The sequence below is a fragment of the Salinisphaera sp. genome, assembly GCF_035690525.1.
GTDB lineage: Bacteria > Pseudomonadota > Gammaproteobacteria > Nevskiales > Salinisphaeraceae > Salinisphaera.
In genome coordinates, this window is the sequence record NZ_DASSKM010000005.1 from 16,912 (window position 1) to 33,866 (window position 16,955).

The following is a 16,955-nucleotide window of genomic DNA, read 5'->3' on the forward strand; positions in this document are numbered from 1 at the left end:
AGGCGTAGCCGCGGGCCGCCCCGCTATCGCGGGGCTCTCTGTATCCTCATACGGTAACCGACGAACACCGGCCCTTGCCGACCACCGATTTGCCCTATGCGGGACGAAACCCCTGACGACCTTAAAACCAAGCGCGAGAAAGCCAAGCGCGAGCAACCCGTGCTGCCGGTGGTGGCCATCGGCGCATCGGTCGGCGGCGTAAAGCAGATTCAGCGCTTATTCGATGTTATGCCCGAGGATACGGGCGCGGCGTTCGTGTCCATCATGCACCTCGATCCCGACCACAGATCCGAAATGGCGCATGTTCTACGCCGGCACACGAAGCTTGAAGTGGTTGAAATAGAAGACGGGATGGAGCTTAAATCCGATCGTGTCCATATTGTGCCGGCGGGCTGCCGGGCGGGCATCACGGGCAACACCCTGCGGCTTACGTCCGAGCGCCAGCACAGCGCGCTGGTCGGCTTCATCGACATCTTCTTTCGCGAACTGGCGGCGGCGAAAAAAAACGCGGCGATCGGCATCGTGCTGTCGGGCAGCGGCAGCGACGGCGCGAACGGCGCGAAAGCGATCAAGGCGCACGGCGGGCTCGTCATGGTCCAATCGCCCGAGTCCGCCGATTTCGACGGCATGCCCCAGGCGACGATGGACGGTGTGGCCGTCGATTTCGCCGGCGATACGCCCGAACTGGCCGAGCCGCTTTGCAACCATTTGGAGGCGAACCGCGGCCTCTGGGATACCCGGTCGTCCGCCGGCGTCGGCGCCAAGGACCAACGGCTTTTTCAACGCATCGGGCTCGATCGACGGCGCGCGCAGCGTCTGCCGCGCGCACCCGAGACCTATCGCCCGCCGCTTCATCGCGACGCGTCGTCGCAGACCGCCCCGTGCAGTATCGAGGAAATGGAAAAGGCAGCGCGCAATATTCTGCTGCGGGAGCATGTTCCGGCGGCGGTGGTGGTCAACCGCAAGCTGGAAATTCTGTGTAGCTACGGGCCCGTCCAGGACTATTTCACGCTGCCGCTGGGCGAGACCTCGCTCGACCTGATGGACATGGTGCACGATGCGTATCGCGATCCACTGCGCGCGGTGGTTCATCGTGCGTTTCGCGACGAGTCCCGCTGCGAAGGCATCGCCACGCTCAACAACACCGGCACGTCGTCGCTGCGCATCGTCGCCCGGCCGCTACAGCGCCCGGCGCTCGCGCGCGGCATGATGATGGTGACGTTCGAGCCGATCGAACAAAGACCCGCCGCGACATCGGAGCAGACCGTCCCCGACGATCTGGTGCGCCAGCTCTACGACGAGCTCGACGATACCCGGCGCGAGTTGCAAACGACAATTCAGGCGCTCGAAGCCTCCAACGAGGATCTGAAAAGCTCGAACGAAGAAATCCTGTCGATGAACGAGGAGCTCGAGACCTCCAAGGAAGAGTTGCAGACCGAGCACAAGCAAACCGAAGAATGGATCCGCCAAGTCAAGGCGCAATTCCAGCTCGCGATCGACGCGGTGCCCCTGCCGATCGCCTATATCGATCGGGACGACCGGGTACGGCTATGCAACACGAGCTGGCGTCAACTATTCTCGGCCGAGGGCGCGCCGGCGCCCGATGCGCCCCTGAAGGATTGGGTCGACGGCGAAACCCGGGAGGCGATGCAGTTCTATATCCGGCGGGCCTTCGACGGACGAAGCGTCAGCGGCGAGCTGGACATCGACGAACGCGCGTCGGCGGACCGTCACGGCGTCTACCAGGTCAACTATACGCCGCATATCGTCGACGACGACGTGCTGGGCTGCTACCTGATCATGAGCGGCGGGAGCCGACAGTCCCGCCTGCATATGGAAGACGCGGGCCATCCATCCGAATTGGTTTATCTGCAGCGCATGGCCACGCTGGGCGAACTCACGAGCACCCTCGCGCACGATATGCGCCAACCGCTGGCCGCCATCAACGCGTATGCGGGCGCCGTGACGCGGATGATGCACAACAATCAGCCGGTCGAGAAAACCGCGCCCTATATGCGGGCCATCGCCGACCAGGTCGGCCACGCGACCGATATCGTCGACAGCACCCGCGAGTTCGTCGGCCGGCGCGAACTCGGCATGTCCCGGGTCGATTTCAACTCGCTGGTGAACAACGCCATGGCGTTGACCGAGGCCATCGCGCGCAAGGTGGGCGTGGAGATACGGCTCGAACTCGGCAGCCCGTTGGCGGATATCCTGTGCTCCGCGGTCCAGATCGAGCAGGTCGTCGTCAACCTGATCATCAATGCCTACGACGCGATGGAAAGCATCGAACCCGAGGCGCGCAAACTGCATGTGCGCACCTTCACGGCCGACGACGATCACGTACAACTGACGATCAGCGATTCCGGCGAAGGCATACCGATCGATAAAATCGGGGCGATTTTCGACGCCTTCTATACCTCCAAGCTCGACGGCATGGGCATGGGGCTGGCGCTATGCCGCTCGATCACCGAAAACCATGACGGCAGGCTGTGGGCCGAATCCGCGCCCGGCAAGGGCGCGACTTTCCATCTCAAGCTGCCGACGGCGCAAGACCAATCCGCGCCGCGCGAATAAACGATTGGGCCAGCCCTCGACGGATAGGTAATATACCGTACAGACAAACGTTACGCTCGAACGCAGAATAAGATGTACGGCTCAAGCGGCCGGTGTAGACCCCCCTGACCGGCTTGCCCCCCTTGGCTGGTTAATACCCCAGCACCGGTCGTTTGAGCCTTTCTCCATAACGCTTTATGCGAGGCTTTTCCACCCGGTCCGGTGGCAACACCACTTATCCTAGGGTATCGCCCGATTATCGGCCCGGCCATGGCCGTGTGATCCTGATCGAACTCGGGCGGCGCGGCGGCCTCTACCCTCGGCTTAGCGTCTCGCAACGAACGCAACCGCCGCCCGGGTACCCCAATTCGGCGAAAAGCCTTGGGCTACGGGTTATACCAACCTGCAAAAGCAATGACCTACCGGCCAAAAACAGTCCGCAAATAAACGCAAATGCACGCGAATAAGACGCGCTTATACGCTTTTCTCGCTTTCATTCGCGTTTATTGGCGTTCATTTGCGGACGAATTCTGGCTTCATGAAGATCGATCAATCTTTATGAGGACTGGTATTATTCATTTGCCCGATCGAGCAGCGCGCGCACCTCTGCGTCGCCGGTTTGGTCGAACACGCCGTAGCCCTGCGCGACACCGTAAAACGGCGCGGGTTGACGCACGCAGATTACCCGGTCCACGAATTGCTCGAACCAGGCGCAGGTATCGGCCGCGCCCACCGGAACGGCAACGGTGACCCGCGCGGCGCCGAGCTGGCGCACGCCCTCGACCGCGGCCCGCATACTCGCGCCGGTGGCCAGACCGTCGTCGACCAGGATCACTTCGCGCCCGGTCAGCGCCGCCGGCTCGCCGGTGCCGCGATATAGACGCTCACGGCGGGCAAGTTCCGCGCGTTCTTTGTCGACCACGGCTTCGAATGTCTTTTCCGAAACGCCGAACTGCTCGATGACACGCTGGTTGAGAACACGCCCGCCGCCGCTCGCGATCGCCCCCATCGCCAGTTCGGGGTGGCCCGGCACCCCGATCTTGCGCACCACGAACACATCCAACGGCACGTGCAAAGCCCGGGCGACTTCGAACGCCACCGGCACGCCGCCGCGCGGCAGGCCGAGAACCGTTACATCCGGGCCGGCGCCCGATAAATGCCGCGCGAGTTGGCGCCCGGCCTCGCGACGATCGGCAAACACGGTCATCGATCATCCCCCGGTACGGCTTCGCCAAGCGGGCCGCGTCGGCGCCGCTCGGCGGGACTGGATTTATAGCGCCGCGCGCCGGCGGCCCGAAAGCCGCATGGTTACTGAACAATGCAAGGGGTCGCCCTTGGGGCTACCGGCGGCCGTACGTTGCAGTCGAACGCATGGCATTTTCTCGACGCGGTAAATCATTCGGATAGCGCGAGCGCGTCGCGGGCCGGGGTGTAGTCGTAGCCGAGATTGGCGGCCACGGCTTCATGCGTCACCGCGCCGCGATGCACGTTGAGGCCGGCGGCCATATGTAGGTCGTCGGCCAGCGCGCGCTTGCAGCCCTTGTCGGCGAGCTGTAGCACGTAGGGCAAAGTGGCGTTGGTGAGCGCGAAGGTCGCCGTGCGCGCGACGCAGCCGGGCATGTTGGTCACGCAATAATGCACCACGCCATCGACAACGTAGGTCGGCGCGGCGTGGCTGGTGGGGCGGCTGGTCTCGAAGCAGCCGCCCTGGTCGATGGCGACATCCACCACCACGCTGCCGGGGGCGCATGGCCGCGATCATCTCGCGGGTCACCAGCTTGGGCGCGGCCGCGCCCGGCAGCAGCACGGCGCCGATGACCAGATCGGCCCCGGTCACCGCGCGTTCCAGGTTATCGGTGTTCGAATACAGCGTGGTCAGGCGGTTGCCATAGGCTTCGTCGAGCGCGCGCAGCCGGTCGATGGACCGGTCGAGCACGGAGACGTCGGCGCCGAGTCCGATCGCCATGCGCAGCGCATTAGCGCCCACCACGCCGCCGCCGATCACGGCCACCCGCGCGCCCGGCACGCCCGGGACGCCGCCGAGCACGAGCAGCACGCCGGCGCCGCCGGCCACGTTCTCCAGCGTGTTCGCTCCGGCCTGCACCGACAGCCGGCCGGCCGGCCACTTCGCTCATCGGCGAGAGCAGCGGCAGGCCGCCGTTCGCGCCGGTGACGGTCTCGTAGGCGATGGCGGTGCAGCCGGCATCGATCAGGCCGCGCGCCTGTTTCGGATCGGGCGCCAAATGCAAATAAGCGAACAAAATCTGGTTCTCGCGCAGGCGCTTATATTCGGCCGGCTGCGGCTCCTTGACCTTGACGATCATATCGGCCGTTTCGAACACCGCATCGGCCGTGCCCAGAATCTCGGCGCCCTGCTCGACATAGACGGCATCGGCGAAGCCGGCCGCGCGGCCCGCATCGTTCTCGACCGACACGCGATGGCCGTGGGCGACCAGATCGCGGGCGCCGGCCGGCGTCAGACCGACCCGGGCCTCGGCGTCCTTGATTTCCTTGGGCACACCAACATGCATGATTCGTTTTTCCTCGGGGTGACGGCCGTGGCCGATCGGCTCAATCGACGCTGCGGATCGCCGCGTCGAGCACGTCGCACATGAAATCTATATCGGCGCGCTCGGCGATGAAGGGTGGGCCAAGCTGGACCGTGTTGCCGCCGAAACGCAAGTACATGCCGCGCTCCCAGGCCGCGTTCGCGATCGCCCAGGGCCGGCACGTCGGATCGTCGCCGGCGGTCTCGATTTCCAGTGCGCCGGCCAGGCCCAGATTACGGATATCCACGACATGCGGCGCGGCGCGCAGGCCGTGCAATTGTTGTTCGAAATACGGCGCCAGTTCGGCCGCGCGCTCGGCCATGCGCTCGTTTTCGAAGATATCCATGGCCGCCAGCGCGGCCGCGCAGGCCAGCGGATGGGCGGAATAAGTGTAGCCGTGGGCCAGTTCGACCGCGTGCCGCGGCAGATCGGCGGCCATGAAGGCATCGTAAATCGCGTCGCTCGTCACCACCGCGCCCATCGGCACCGCGCCGTTGGTCAGGTTCTTGGCCAACGTCATGATGTCGGGCGTCACGCCGAACAGATCGGCGCCGAAGGCGGCGCCGAGCCGGCCGAACCCGGTGAGCACCTCGTCGAAAATCAGCAGCACGTCATGGCGATCGCAGATCTCGCGCAGGCGCTCGAGATACCCGGCCGGCGGCACGATCACCCCGCCCGAGCCGCTCACCGGCTCGACCATGACCGCCGCCACGGTTTCGGCGCCGTGTTCGAGGATGCGCTGTTCGAGAACATCGGCGACTTCGGCGCCGTGCGCCGGCACGCCGCGCGTGAAGCGATTGCCCTCGATCAGCGTATGCGGCAGGTGCTCGGAGGCCAGCATGTCGCCGAACCAAGCGCGGTTGTCCGGGATGCCGCCCACGCCGGTGCCGCCGACATTGACCCCGTGATAGCCCTTCTCGCGGCCGATCAGGCGCGCTTTTTCCGGCCGGCCGCGCCGGGTCCAGTAGGCGCGCGCGATCTTGATCGCGGTATCGGCGGATTCGGAACCGGAGTTGGTGAAGAACACATGTTCCAGGCCCGCCGGCGCGAGGCGTCTCACCCGCTCGGCCAGCTCGAAAGCCATGGGATGGGCGTACTGAAACGGCGGCGCATAGTCGAGCGTCTTCGCCGTACTCGCGATCGCCTCGGCGATTTCCGCCCGGCCGTGGCCGAAACTCACGCACCACAGGCCGGACAGGCTGTCGAAGACGCGGCGGCCGTCGGCGTCGGTGTAGTGGCAGCCCTCGGCCGCCACGATCAGCTTGGGCTCGGTCTTGAACTGCCGATTACCGGAAAACGGCATCCAATAGCTATCGAAATTCAACGCTTCTGCGATGTCGGCCATCACGAACTCCGGTCGATGAACGATGGGCCAGGATAAACCTGGCCTCATACGTGGTTAAATATTAAAGTTTTTATTTAGCGTTAACGCTTTCTGACGTGTTGTCAGGGTCGCCCTGGAACGCGTATCGAAAAAGCCCGGCGCGCGGCGGCGGAATAGCCTCAGGCCGCTTGTCGCGACGGCGCGCCGAGCGCTTCGGGCGTCAGTAGCTCGATCCAATGGCGTACCGGCCGCCCGGCCGCGGCCTCCAGATGCAACTGACAACCGACGTTGGCCGTGACGATCATTTCGGGCTCGTCCGCATCGAGCGACCGTAGCTTGTCGGAGCGCAACCGATTCGCCATCTCCGGCTGCAGGATCGAATAAGTCCCTGCCGAACCGCAGCACAGATGCGCATCGGCAACGTGCGTGAGCTGATAGCCGGCCTGCGCCAGAACCGCGCCGACATGATCGTGCAGCCCGGGCGCGTTCTGCAGTGTGCACGGCGGATGATAAGCCACCCGCCGGCCGCCGCCGATATCGCCGAGCGCGGACAAATCCTCGGCGGCCAGCACGTCGCTGAGATCGCGCGCCAACGCCGAGACCCGCGCCGCCTTCTCGGCATAGGCGGCATCGTTGCGTAGCATATACCCGTATTCGGTGATCGACGCGCCACAGCCGCTGGCCGTAATCACGATCGCCTCCGCGCCCTGTTCGATATAGGGCCACCAGGCGTCGATATTGGCGCGCGCGAAGTCGCGGGCTTGTTCGCGATGGGAAAGATGCTGCGACAACGCCCCGCAACAACCGGCCGCCGCAGGAGCGACCAGACGGATGTTCAGGCGCGCCAGAATATGCGCGGCGTGGGCATTGGTGTTCGGTGTGGCCACCGGCTGCACGCAGCCGTCGTGCACGAGCATCAGGCGCTTGGCATCGGTGGCTCGCGGCCAATCCACGCGCGGCCGGCGCGGCGGCAGTTTTTGGCGCAGCGGCGCCAGCCGGCCGACCAGCAACGGGCGCGCGAACTGGCCCAGCGCGTTGACGACCGCGAAGCGGCGCCGATACGCCACCACATGGCTCAGCGCCCAGCGCAGCCCGCGCTCGCCTAGCGGGCGCTCGACCTGTCGATCGACCAGATCGCGGCCGATATCGGCGAGTTTGGCGTATTCCACGCCGGACGGGCAAGTGGTCTCGCAGGCGCGGCAGGTCAGGCAGCGATCCAAATGGCGTTGGGTCTTATGGCTCGGCGTTTCGCCTTCCAATACCTGCTTGATCAAATAGATACGGCCTCTAGGGCCGTCGCGCTCGTCGCCGAGCGCCTGATAGGTCGGGCAGGTCGCGGTACAAAAACCGCAGTGCGTGCAGGCGCGCAGGATACGATCGGCCTCGCGGCCGTCCTCGGTATCGCGCAGGGCGTCGATAATCGATGTCTGCATGGGTAAGACCTAGAACTGGGAACAGAGCCGGCCGCGATTGAGGATGCCGGCCGGGTCCATCGATTGCTTGAGCCGTTGCTGCAGACGCAGCAACGCCGCCGGCATGGGATGCTGACGCGGTGTGATCCCGCCGCCGGAAATATTGCCGTGGACGCTGGCGTGCCCGCCATGAGCGGCCACCGCATCCCGTATCGTCTTGGCGGGGGCGTCGGAAACGAGCCAGCGCTGGGCCCCGCCCCAGTCGACGGCGGTCTCGCCGTCGAGATCGAGCGGCGGCGTGGCCGGGGCGACCGACAGCCGCCAGAGCGGCGGATCAGACCGGGTGAAAAACGTACGCCGATGCTCGCGAGCGTCGGCCCAAAAGGCATCCGCATCGGCCAGCGTTTCGCCGCCGAGCGCTTCCATCGCCGCCGCGACCGAGGACCGGGCGCCGGATAGACGCACATAGGCCGCGCCGTTTTCCCAGTACGCCGCCGTGATCGGCCAGGGCCGCAGGCCCCAGGCGCTGAAGCGCTCGATCGCCGTGGCCTGGTCGGATTCGAACATTTGGGTGCGCGTGAAGCGCGGCGCCGGCAGCACCTTGAGACTGACTTCGAGCAGCACGCCCAGCGTGCCGAAGGCGCCGACCATCAGCCGCGACAGATCGTAGCCGGCCACGTTCTTCATCACCTCGCCGCCGAAGCGCAGTATTTCGCCGCGGCCGTTGATGATCCGGGCGCCGAGCACGAAATCGCGGGCGGCGCCGGCGTAGGGCCGGCTCGGCCCGGACACGCCGGCGGCGATGGTCCCGCCCAGGGTGGCGGCCGCGCCGTAATGCGGCGGCTCAAACGCCAGACACTGGCCCTCGGCCGCCAGCGCGGCCTCGATCTCGGCCAGCGGCGTGCCGGCGCGCGCGGTAATTACCAGTTCGCCGCAGTCGTAACTCACAATGCCGCGGTGCGCGCGCAGATCGAGCCGTTGCGCAGCGGGTTCGGCCGGCGCTTCGCCGAGAAACGCTTTGGTGTTACCGCCGGCGATGGCCAGCGCGCGCCGGCTCGCCCGCGCCTCGGCCACCTGCGCGGCCAGCGCGTCGGCTCTGGAATCGCGGGGATCGGCCACGGCGCTACAACCGTTCCAGTTCGGGATGCGGCAATTCGCCGTGGTGCACGTGCATGGCGCCGAATTCGGCGCAGCGGTGCAGCGTCGGCACCGCCTTGCCGGGATTGAGCAGGGTCTTGTCGTCGAAGGCCGCCTTGACCGCATGGAACTGGGCCAGTTCGGCGGCCGGAAACTGCACGCACATCTGGTCGATTTTCTCCACCCCCACGCCGTGTTCGCCGGTGATGGTGCCGCCGTGGTCCAGGCACAGCCGGCAAATCGCGCCGCCGAAGGCCTCGGTGTTCTCCAACTCGCCGGGCCGGTTGGCGTCGTAGAGAATCAGCGGATGCAAATTGCCGTCGCCGGCATGGAAGACATTGGCCACGCGCTGGCCGTAGCGCGCCGACAGCTCGCCGATGCCGATCAGCACCTCGGCGAGCGCGCGGCGCGGTATCGTGCCGTCCATGCAGTAGTAGTCGGGCGAGATACGCCCCATGGCCGGAAACGCGGCCTTGCGGCCGGCCCAGAACAGCGCCCGCTCCATGTCGTCGCGCGAGATACGGATCTCGGTGGCGCCGCCGGCCTCCGCCACCGCGCGCACGCGGGCCATGTCGTCGGCCACTTCGCCGGCGGCGCCGTCGATCTCGCACAACAGGATGGCGGCCGCCTCGCGCGGATAGCCGGCGTGCACGAAATCCTCAGTGGCCCGGATCGCCGGGTTGTCGAGCATTTCGAGCCCGGCCGGCACGATGCCGGCCTTGATGATCGCGGCCACGGCGTTGCCGGCGGCGCGCACGTCGTCGAAAGCGATCAGCGCGCACTGGGCCAGCTCGGGCTTGGGCAGCAACTTGACCACGACCTCGACGATCACGCCGAGCAAGCCTTCCGAGCCGGTCATCAGCGCCAGCAAATCGTAGCCCGGAGAATCGAGCGCCGCGCCGCCGATGGTCAGGCGCTCGCCCTCGATGGTCACGATCTCGAGCCGCACGATGTTGTTGGTGGTGAGCCCGTATTTCAGGCAATGCACGCCGCCCGAATTTTCGGCCACGTTGCCGCCGATCGAACAGGCGATCTGCGACGACGGGTCGGGCGCGTAATACAGCCCGAGATGATCGACCGCTTGCGAGATCGCCAAATTGCGCACGCCGGGCTGGACCGTGGCGCGCCGGTTCGCGGTATCGATATCCAGAATGCGGTTGAACTTGGCCAGCGACAGCAGCACGCCCGATTCCAGCGGCAGTGCGCCGCCCGACAGGCCGGTGCCGGCGCCGCGCGCGACCACCGGCGTGTCGTGGGCATGACAGATCCGCAGCACGCTCTGAACCTGTTCGACGGTGGTGGGCAACACCGCGATCATCGGCAGCCGCCGATACGCCGACAGGCCGTCGCACTCGAACGGCCGCAAATCCTCCGCGGCGTGCAGCACGATATCCTCGGGCAACTCGGCGACAAGCGCCGCCCGTATCCGCGCCTTGTGCGCCGAGACGCGCGCGAGCGTAGTCGCCCCGGCTGCTTCGGCAGCGGGCAATTCCGGCATGCTCTCCTCCGTTAGCCGCGTCATGAGCCGTTCGGCGTCGGGCCTTTCGGCGGCGGCGGCCGCGTTTGGATTTGACTATACGCCCGGCATGAAGCGGGTCAAGCGCTCGGGCGCGGCACGCCGATACAAGGATTTAACCGCCCCGATACAGCTTTTCGGCATCGGCTCAATAATCTTCTTCCGCCGAACGGATTTCGTGGGTGAACACCCCCTCGCGGGCGTGATCCTCGCGTTGCCACGGCGCTTGCCGGAGTGCTTTGTGGCCGTCTTGATAGCCATGCTCCCAGCGTTCCCGAACTGTCGCCCAGGAAAAATTGATGTCCTTTGTCGACAGCTCCCATTCATGCGTTTTTCGCCCCAGGCGCACGATGTCCATGCGCCGGTTCGAGCCCAGCTCGCTTAACGCCTTGAACCTGTCCGAGGCGCGCTTGTTTTCCGGCAGCGCTTCGAACAACTCGCTAATGGCGTGACGCAGGCGGTGCGTATTTTGGAACGCCTCGATTTCGTGACGATAGCGGCTGGCGTAGCCGATTTCCTTTTGCCGCGCGGATACGTCCATGAGCGAAGACGGCTCCGAGCCTTCTTGATTCCATAGTTGCACCATAAAGCACAAGCTGTCGCGGTTGCGGCTCGCGTCATCAGAGAGCAACTTTTCCAGCGGCATGTTGGAGCATACGCCACCGTCCCAGTAAATATCGCCATCCACCCGGGTGGCGGCAAAGCCCGGCGGCAACGAGCAGCTCGCGAGAACGTGCTCCACGCGCAGCCGCTCACGAATAGTTTCAAAATAGGCGATTTCGCCCCGGGTCACGCTGGCCGCGCCCACGCTCAGATGAATATCGCCGGCGTTGAGCTGATCGAAATCGATGTACTGGTTCAAGGTACGGCGCAGCGGGCGGGTATCGTAGAAACTGGCGGTTTCGGGCTTCAAGCCCATCAAGGCCTTGAAGCCCAATGTCCAACGGGGCAGGAAAAAACTGGGGTCGCCCCAAAGCTGGACCCGCAACGCATTCATATGGCTGATAAATTGAGAGTGCCGTAACGCGCTCGGTAGCCAAGTCTCGAAATCGTCGCAACTGATTGCATGCCAGAACTCACGCAGCCGGGAGACGCGGTTATCGGGCGCATTGCCCGTGATCAGCGCGCCGTTAATGGCGCCGATCGAGGTGCCGATGATCCAGTCCGGGCAAACGCCGGCCTCGTCGAGCGCCTGATAGACGCCGGCCTGATAGGCGCCGAGCGCGCCGCCGCCTTGCAGAACGAGTACGAAATCTTGATTTTCAGATAGCTTATGGGCTGTCACGGCCAGGCTCCTTGAAATTGTCGCGCCGCTTGGACGAAGACCGACCGCTCCGGCAAAAATGTGCGCCCCTGCCCTGCCCGCAGCTTAGTTAGCGGCGCAGCCGGCGCAGCGCGCGGTTTCGCGAAGAACGTTTGGGCGCGAGCAGCGCGGTCGTCAAGACGCCCACGCCGATACCGATCCCGATAGCGGCGGCCGTCGCCGGTTTGAGCTGGGCTTGCGTGTACGGGCTGTGCTCGAACACCCACTTCGAGCCGCCCCGCTCCCGACCGTTTTCGGAAGGAGCGTACAAGCTGTTTTTATCCCGCGGGCCGGCAGGGTTTTTGGTCGTTTGCAGGCGAACCGCCGTCTTCTCCAGGAACAACTCGGCGAGGCGCGGCGCGAGGTTGGTGAGCAACGTCAGCAGCCGCCCGCCGCCGCCGATGACGATCTCCCGGCGCGGAAATTGCGCGCATTGGATGATCGTCTCGGCCACCAGCTCCGGCGCATAGGCCGGCGGCGGGTTTTGCGGCTCCTTGGAGAAAAAGTTCTTGCCGTGGTGGCGCAACGGCGTATCGATGGATGAGGGCTTGATGAGCGTGACGCTGATCGGCGCATGCGCGGCCTCCAGCTCCATGCGCAGCGCGTTGGTGAAGGCCTTGACCGCGTGCTTGGAGGCGCAATAGGTGCCCTGGTAGGCCACGCTCATGTCGGAGAGGATGCTGCCCATGTTGATCAACGCGCCGCCGCGCTCGCGCAGGTGCTTGGCGGCGACCAGCGAGCCGTTGAATGTGCTCCAGTAGTTGATCTCGAAAAGCCGGCGATGGTCTTCGCGCTCGACCTCTTCGATTGAGCCGTAGATCGTCAGCCCGGCAATGTTGGCCCAAGTGTCGAAACCGCCGAAATGTTCGATCGCTTGGTCCGCCACCCGTTGTGCGTCGGCTTCGACGGTCATGTCGGCGGGCACGGCAATGGCGCGGCCGCCTTTCATGGATAATTCCTCGGCCAGCTTATTCAGCGTTTTTTCGTCCCGCGAGACCAGTACCAGACGGGCGCCGCGGCGCGCGGCCGCGCGTGCCGTCACCAGACCCATGCCGCTGGACGCTCCCGTAATGACCATGACCTGATCTTCGATCGCTTTTAGTCGCATATACACAACCTTTTGATGTTATTACTAAACCGACATATCCTGACAATTCACCGTGGTTTGTGGCCGAAATTAAAAACTAAGCGTGTAGTCGCACGTTCGTCAACGGGAAACTACGCAACGCGGGGGATTCCGATATAAGCGCAAGAGCGAACCCTATAGCCCTTTGTCTAATCAAGACCGAATCGTCAAGAAAAAAGGCAACAGGATCTGCCCATTGATGTACTGGAGCACTACATTTCTTCGCTAAGCCAGCGCTTTAGTTTCCGTTGCGCCATACGACTTTCCAGACGCCGATTGTCGAGCGAAGTTGGTTTGAGCTTCTTGTTGTGTTGGCCGTAAAGAAGAAACGCGCGCTGCACGCCGATGGTCTTGCCCGAGGGCCCGTAGTTGCAGATCACGGTGATCTTGAAATCCCGCAAGCCGATATCTTCCATCGGGTCGGCCTCGTGCACGGTCAGACCGTGGTGCTGCGCGGATCGGAGTATCAGTGAGCGAAAGGTGCCAAAATTCATGTGCGACGCGGGCCCCAGCGGGCCTTGACGCGTCACGTCGTCCGGATTGTTACGGCCGTTCCAGGGCTCGGCATCGTCGAAATCGGTGACCGCGGTACGAAACTTACGCCCGTCGTGCAAACAAAAGCTGAGCATCACGCACTGTATATAAACCGGCTCGTGGCTCATGTTGCTCACGATCGCCACCGAATTGACCCCCTGGCCCCAGGCCTGATTGATCAGCAGCCGCGCCTGTCGCTGCCGTTTGAAGGCCTGATACAGCAAGTGCGCATAGAACAACCATATGAGCATCGTGCCGAAACTGGCGATCACCGACAGCGCTTGCGCGTTGGCGACCATGAAATCCCACATCACCTGCTCCTATCACTAGGGAAGCCGGAGCATGGCGGCGCGTCGGCACCGCGACCATCGGTTGAAAGCGCGATCTTCGCCGGGGAAAACCCTTAGAGCCTGTTCACGTATTGAGAATGACGCCGCCATTGAGATGGAGCGTCTGGCCGGTCATGTACGAGGATTCGCCGCAGGCGAGATAGACATAGGCGGGCGCGATCTCGCTCGGCTGGGCGGCGCGGTCCATCGGCACCTGGCCGCCGAAATACGCGGTCTTTTCCGCTTTAAAGCTGGCCGGGATGAGCGGCGTCCAGACCGGCCCCGGCGCGACCGCGTTCACGCGGATGCCGTGCTCGACCAGGCCCTGGGCCAGCGACCGGACCAGGCCCTGGACGCGCCCTTGGTGGCGGAGTAGTCGATCAGCGTGTCGTTGCCCTTGAACGCATTGACCGACGAGGTGGCGATGATGACATCGCCCGCGCCCAGATGCGCCAGCGCGGCCCGGCTCATATAGAAATGGCTGAAGATATTGGTGGCGAAGGTGCGCTGCAGCTGCGCGTCGCTGATTTGGGTCAGGTCGCGCCAGTCGTACTGCTCGGCGGCGTTGTTGACCACGATGTTAATGCCGCCCCAAAGTTCTATCGCGCGCTCGACCACCGCATCGCAGAAGCTCGAATCGCCGACATCGCCGGCCATCTTTTCGCAGCGCCCGCCGTAGTGCTCGACCAGGCGTACGGTCTCGTCGGCGTCGGCGTGTTCGTCCAGATAACTGATCAGGACATCGGCGCCCTCGGCGGCGTAGTGAACCGCGACCGCCCGGCCGATCCCCGAATCGCCGCCGGAGATGATTGCCCGTTTGCCTTCGAGCTTGCCGGCCGGCCGATAATCGGCGGCGATGAACTCGGGCTCCGGCTGCATCGCGTGTTCGTCGCCCGGCTGCTTCGACTGGCTCTGTTCGGGGAAATGCTGGTCACTCATGGGCTCGATCCTTCGAAAATGAGAAGTGCCGCGCCGCTCTCAGCCGTCGCTGCCGCCGTCGGTGCGATGGAAGGCGCATTGTTGGCGTGTCGTCTGCACGCTCTGGCCGCTTTGCCAGCAGTTGGCCTGCGGATGCACGCGCGGCATCGGAATATCGGCCCGCTTGGCCCGGCGCTTATCGCTGTCCACGCCCAGGCGTTTGTCCCGCTCGGCCAGTTTGTCGCGATCGACCTGGCCGTCGCCGGTGAACGCCATCATCAGTTGCGGCACGCCGTAGGGGAAATCGTCGCGATCGACCTGCCAGGTGTGAAAGGTCTTGCCGTAAGTCGTCACCAGATCCTCGAAATACGCGCGTTCGGCCCGCTCGGGGATGCCGGGGGCGACCAGTTGGCCCGACTTGATCTCGTAGTGATGGCTGTGCCAGAGCTGTTTCTCGTCGTCGGGCAGGCGCTCGTAACGCTCGGCGCTGATAATGTATTCGATGCCGATCAGCCGCGCATTATTGGCGTTGGAATCGAAGATCACGCACTGATGCAGGTCCGGCGCCAGATGCATGCAGAAATGACTGGCCTCGACCTGGCGGCCCATGTCGTCGGCATACATATGAAAGCCGTTGAGATAGGTATTCATGGACTCCAGCGGAATCTTGCGCTGGGCCAGCGCGGCGGCGCTGTCGAGCGCCCGATGCTTGGCCGGATGACCGCGCCCGGTGGGCAGCGCGCGGCTCAGGCGCCGGCCGAGCCAGAAGCCGCCGGCCACAGCCAGCCCGGCCGCGAAACCCAGCGCGCCTTCGGTGCCGGCGGGAAGCCGGTCGCGCGTGGTCCGGGCCGGGAGCCGGTCGCGCCTATGGGGCAGTAGATCGTGTTTGGACATCGAATCACCGTCGGGTTGCGGGCAAGCGGGACGCGCCGCTCGCCGTGGAGCCGAAGTCGAGTGTGGTCGGCGCCGGCGCGGGTCGTCTGTCCGGGCAAACCCTTATGTATTTGAGCCATTACGGCGAACTATCACGGGGAAATCCGGGTAGGTGCGCGCGTGCCCCGCAATCGGCGCTGGCCGCGGCGGCTAGTTAAGCGTCGGATTACGCGCTGCGCGCTAATCCGACCTACGGGTGCTCGTCGCCCCGGCCGGGGGCATTAAAAACACCACGTATCAATCCGCGTAGGTCGGATTAGGCGTTAGCCGTAATCCGACAAAACACGGCGGCCATGCTTCGCTTGGGCGTCGGATTACGCGCTGCGCGCTAACCCGACCTACAGTTGCTTTCATTCGCGTTTATTGGCGTTTATTGGCGTTTATTGGCGGATAAATTTTTCTTCGCAGCAATCGATGAATTTTATAAAGATTGGTATTACTTATTTTTAACAACCGCTTACGCGCTTCGCCCGCACAAGCTCGACAGTTGCGCCAACAGCCCTTCCGGATCGAACGGCTTGCGCAGGAACTCGATCCCCAACGGCGAACGCTGCTCCAAGTCGTGCTCGTTGAACATGGTACCGCTCATGAGGATGAGCGGCGGGTGGGATTCCTGCGCCGCCAGGCGCTCGCACAGCGTGGGGCCATTCATGCCCGGCAGCACCCAATCCACCATGATGCAGCAAAACGGCGGCGTGTCTCGAGCCGCGATGAACGATTCGGCGCAATCAAATAGTCGGGTATCGAAACCATCGCTATTCAGAAGCGCGGCGGTGGACATGGCGAATCCGGGGTCGTCATCGACCACGGCGACCCAGTATTGACGCGAACTACCCAACATGGCTACAGCGTATGCGTTTGAAAACCAAATACGTGGAGCGCGCTCGAGCCGATGCTCCCCGCTAATGAACCTTGATTCGCGGCCCGTGACCGGACGAGAACAGTTCCGAGAGCAGGCGTTTGCTACCGCGCGCCGTGCCGAGCACGATCATCTCGTGCTGGCGCTCCAAGCCACGATAGGCCGCCGCGGCAAGCCGGCCGCGAACCTGCAGATCGCTGCCCAGCCCGCCGCGCAGACGCCCGACCGCGCCGGCCGAGCCCAGCGACATCAAGGTGCCCTTGTGCTGATATTCGAAGGCGCGCGGCGTGTTGTCGGTGCACTGGCCGGCGCAATAGCGCGGCAGTTCGCGCGCGAGGTGGGTGGCCTGCTCACTGGCGGCCTGTGCCGTCGGCGGCGCTTGCCCGCCGTCGATGGCGGCACAGTCGCCCAGCGCGAAAATATCGCGGCTGGCAAAGCTCTGTAGCGTCTTGTGCACCC

The 16,955-nt window shown here is 64.6% G+C and carries 11 protein-coding genes and 3 pseudogenes; 1 reads left to right on the forward strand and 13 read right to left on the reverse strand.

Annotated features, from left to right (window positions below; translation table 11 throughout):
• Positions 1-96: 96 nt before the first annotated feature.
• Complete coding sequence (locus VFJ08_RS00385; protein WP_324994003.1) at positions 97-2,577, forward strand: chemotaxis protein CheB; 2,481 nt, start codon at positions 97-99, stop codon at positions 2,575-2,577.
• A 550-nt stretch (positions 2,578-3,127) separates the two neighbouring features.
• Here VFJ08_RS00385 and VFJ08_RS00390 read toward each other — a convergent pair.
• The 13 genes and pseudogenes from VFJ08_RS00390 to VFJ08_RS00465 all read right to left on the reverse strand — a co-directional run.
• Positions 3,128-3,763 carry a phosphoribosyltransferase gene (locus VFJ08_RS00390; RefSeq protein WP_324994005.1) on the reverse strand — a complete coding sequence of 212 codons (636 nt, stop codon included), beginning with the start codon at positions 3,761-3,763 and terminating at the stop codon, positions 3,128-3,130.
• Between the two features lie 188 nt (positions 3,764-3,951).
• Positions 3,952-5,087, reverse strand: a pseudogene (gene ald, locus VFJ08_RS15670) (alanine dehydrogenase).
• Positions 5,088-5,127: 40 nt separating this feature from the next.
• Entirely contained in the window at positions 5,128-6,450 is a 1,323-nt protein-coding gene (locus VFJ08_RS00410) for an aminotransferase class III-fold pyridoxal phosphate-dependent enzyme (RefSeq protein ID WP_324994013.1), read from the reverse strand.
• 158 nt (positions 6,451-6,608) lie between these two features.
• A complete protein-coding gene (glcF, locus tag VFJ08_RS00415; RefSeq protein ID WP_324994015.1) occupies positions 6,609-7,862 on the reverse strand; it encodes a glycolate oxidase subunit GlcF in 1,254 nt (417 codons plus the stop codon).
• A 9-nt stretch (positions 7,863-7,871) separates the two neighbouring features.
• Complete coding sequence (glcE, locus tag VFJ08_RS00420) at positions 7,872-8,960, reverse strand: glycolate oxidase subunit GlcE (protein ID WP_324994017.1); 1,089 nt, start codon at positions 8,958-8,960, stop codon at positions 7,872-7,874.
• A gap of 4 nt (positions 8,961-8,964) precedes the next feature.
• Positions 8,965-10,476 (reverse strand): FAD-linked oxidase C-terminal domain-containing protein, encoded by a 1,512-nt coding sequence (locus VFJ08_RS00425; protein WP_324994019.1) that lies wholly within the window; start codon positions 10,474-10,476, stop codon positions 8,965-8,967.
• A 166-nt stretch (positions 10,477-10,642) separates the two neighbouring features.
• Positions 10,643-11,779 (reverse strand): patatin-like phospholipase family protein, encoded by a 1,137-nt coding sequence (locus VFJ08_RS00430; RefSeq protein WP_324994021.1) that lies wholly within the window; start codon positions 11,777-11,779, stop codon positions 10,643-10,645.
• An 88-nt stretch (positions 11,780-11,867) separates the two neighbouring features.
• Positions 11,868-12,905, reverse strand: coding sequence for an SDR family oxidoreductase (locus tag VFJ08_RS00435; protein WP_324994023.1), 1,038 nt, complete (start codon positions 12,903-12,905; stop codon positions 11,868-11,870).
• Between the two features lie 230 nt (positions 12,906-13,135).
• Complete coding sequence (locus VFJ08_RS00440; protein WP_324994025.1) at positions 13,136-13,768, reverse strand: hypothetical protein; 633 nt, start codon at positions 13,766-13,768, stop codon at positions 13,136-13,138.
• Between the two features lie 103 nt (positions 13,769-13,871).
• Positions 13,872-14,725 (reverse strand): annotated as a pseudogene (locus VFJ08_RS00450) (SDR family oxidoreductase).
• 39 nt (positions 14,726-14,764) lie between these two features.
• Positions 14,765-15,598 carry an OBAP family protein gene (locus VFJ08_RS00455; protein ID WP_324994030.1) on the reverse strand — a complete coding sequence of 278 codons (834 nt, stop codon included), beginning with the start codon at positions 15,596-15,598 and terminating at the stop codon, positions 14,765-14,767.
• A gap of 496 nt (positions 15,599-16,094) precedes the next feature.
• On the reverse strand, positions 16,095-16,478 hold the full coding sequence (locus VFJ08_RS00460) for a response regulator transcription factor (RefSeq protein ID WP_324994032.1): 384 nt from the start codon (positions 16,476-16,478) through the stop codon (positions 16,095-16,097).
• A gap of 61 nt (positions 16,479-16,539) precedes the next feature.
• Positions 16,540-16,955: pseudogene (locus tag VFJ08_RS00465) on the reverse strand (FAD-dependent oxidoreductase); the annotation flags it as partial.

Bases quoted from the DNA above. Each gene is read 5' to 3' on its own strand.
- VFJ08_RS00385 (WP_324994003.1), top strand. From the start codon at position 97: ATGCGGGACGAAACCCCTGACGACCTTAAAACCAAGCGCGAGAAAGCC.
- VFJ08_RS00390 (WP_324994005.1), bottom strand. From the start codon at position 3,763: ATGACCGTGTTTGCCGATCGTCGCGAGGCCGGGCGCCAACTCGCGCGG.
- VFJ08_RS00410 (WP_324994013.1), bottom strand. From the start codon at position 6,450: ATGGCCGACATCGCAGAAGCGTTGAATTTCGATAGCTATTGGATGCCG.
- glcF (WP_324994015.1), bottom strand. From the start codon at position 7,862: ATGCAGACATCGATTATCGACGCCCTGCGCGATACCGAGGACGGCCGC.
- VFJ08_RS00425 (WP_324994019.1), bottom strand. From the start codon at position 10,476: ATGCCGGAATTGCCCGCTGCCGAAGCAGCCGGGGCGACTACGCTCGCG.
- VFJ08_RS00435 (WP_324994023.1), bottom strand. From the start codon at position 12,905: ATGCGACTAAAAGCGATCGAAGATCAGGTCATGGTCATTACGGGAGCG.
- VFJ08_RS00440 (WP_324994025.1), bottom strand. From the start codon at position 13,768: ATGTGGGATTTCATGGTCGCCAACGCGCAAGCGCTGTCGGTGATCGCC.
- VFJ08_RS00455 (WP_324994030.1), bottom strand. From the start codon at position 15,598: ATGTCCAAACACGATCTACTGCCCCATAGGCGCGACCGGCTCCCGGCC.
- VFJ08_RS00460 (WP_324994032.1), bottom strand. From the start codon at position 16,478: ATGTTGGGTAGTTCGCGTCAATACTGGGTCGCCGTGGTCGATGACGAC.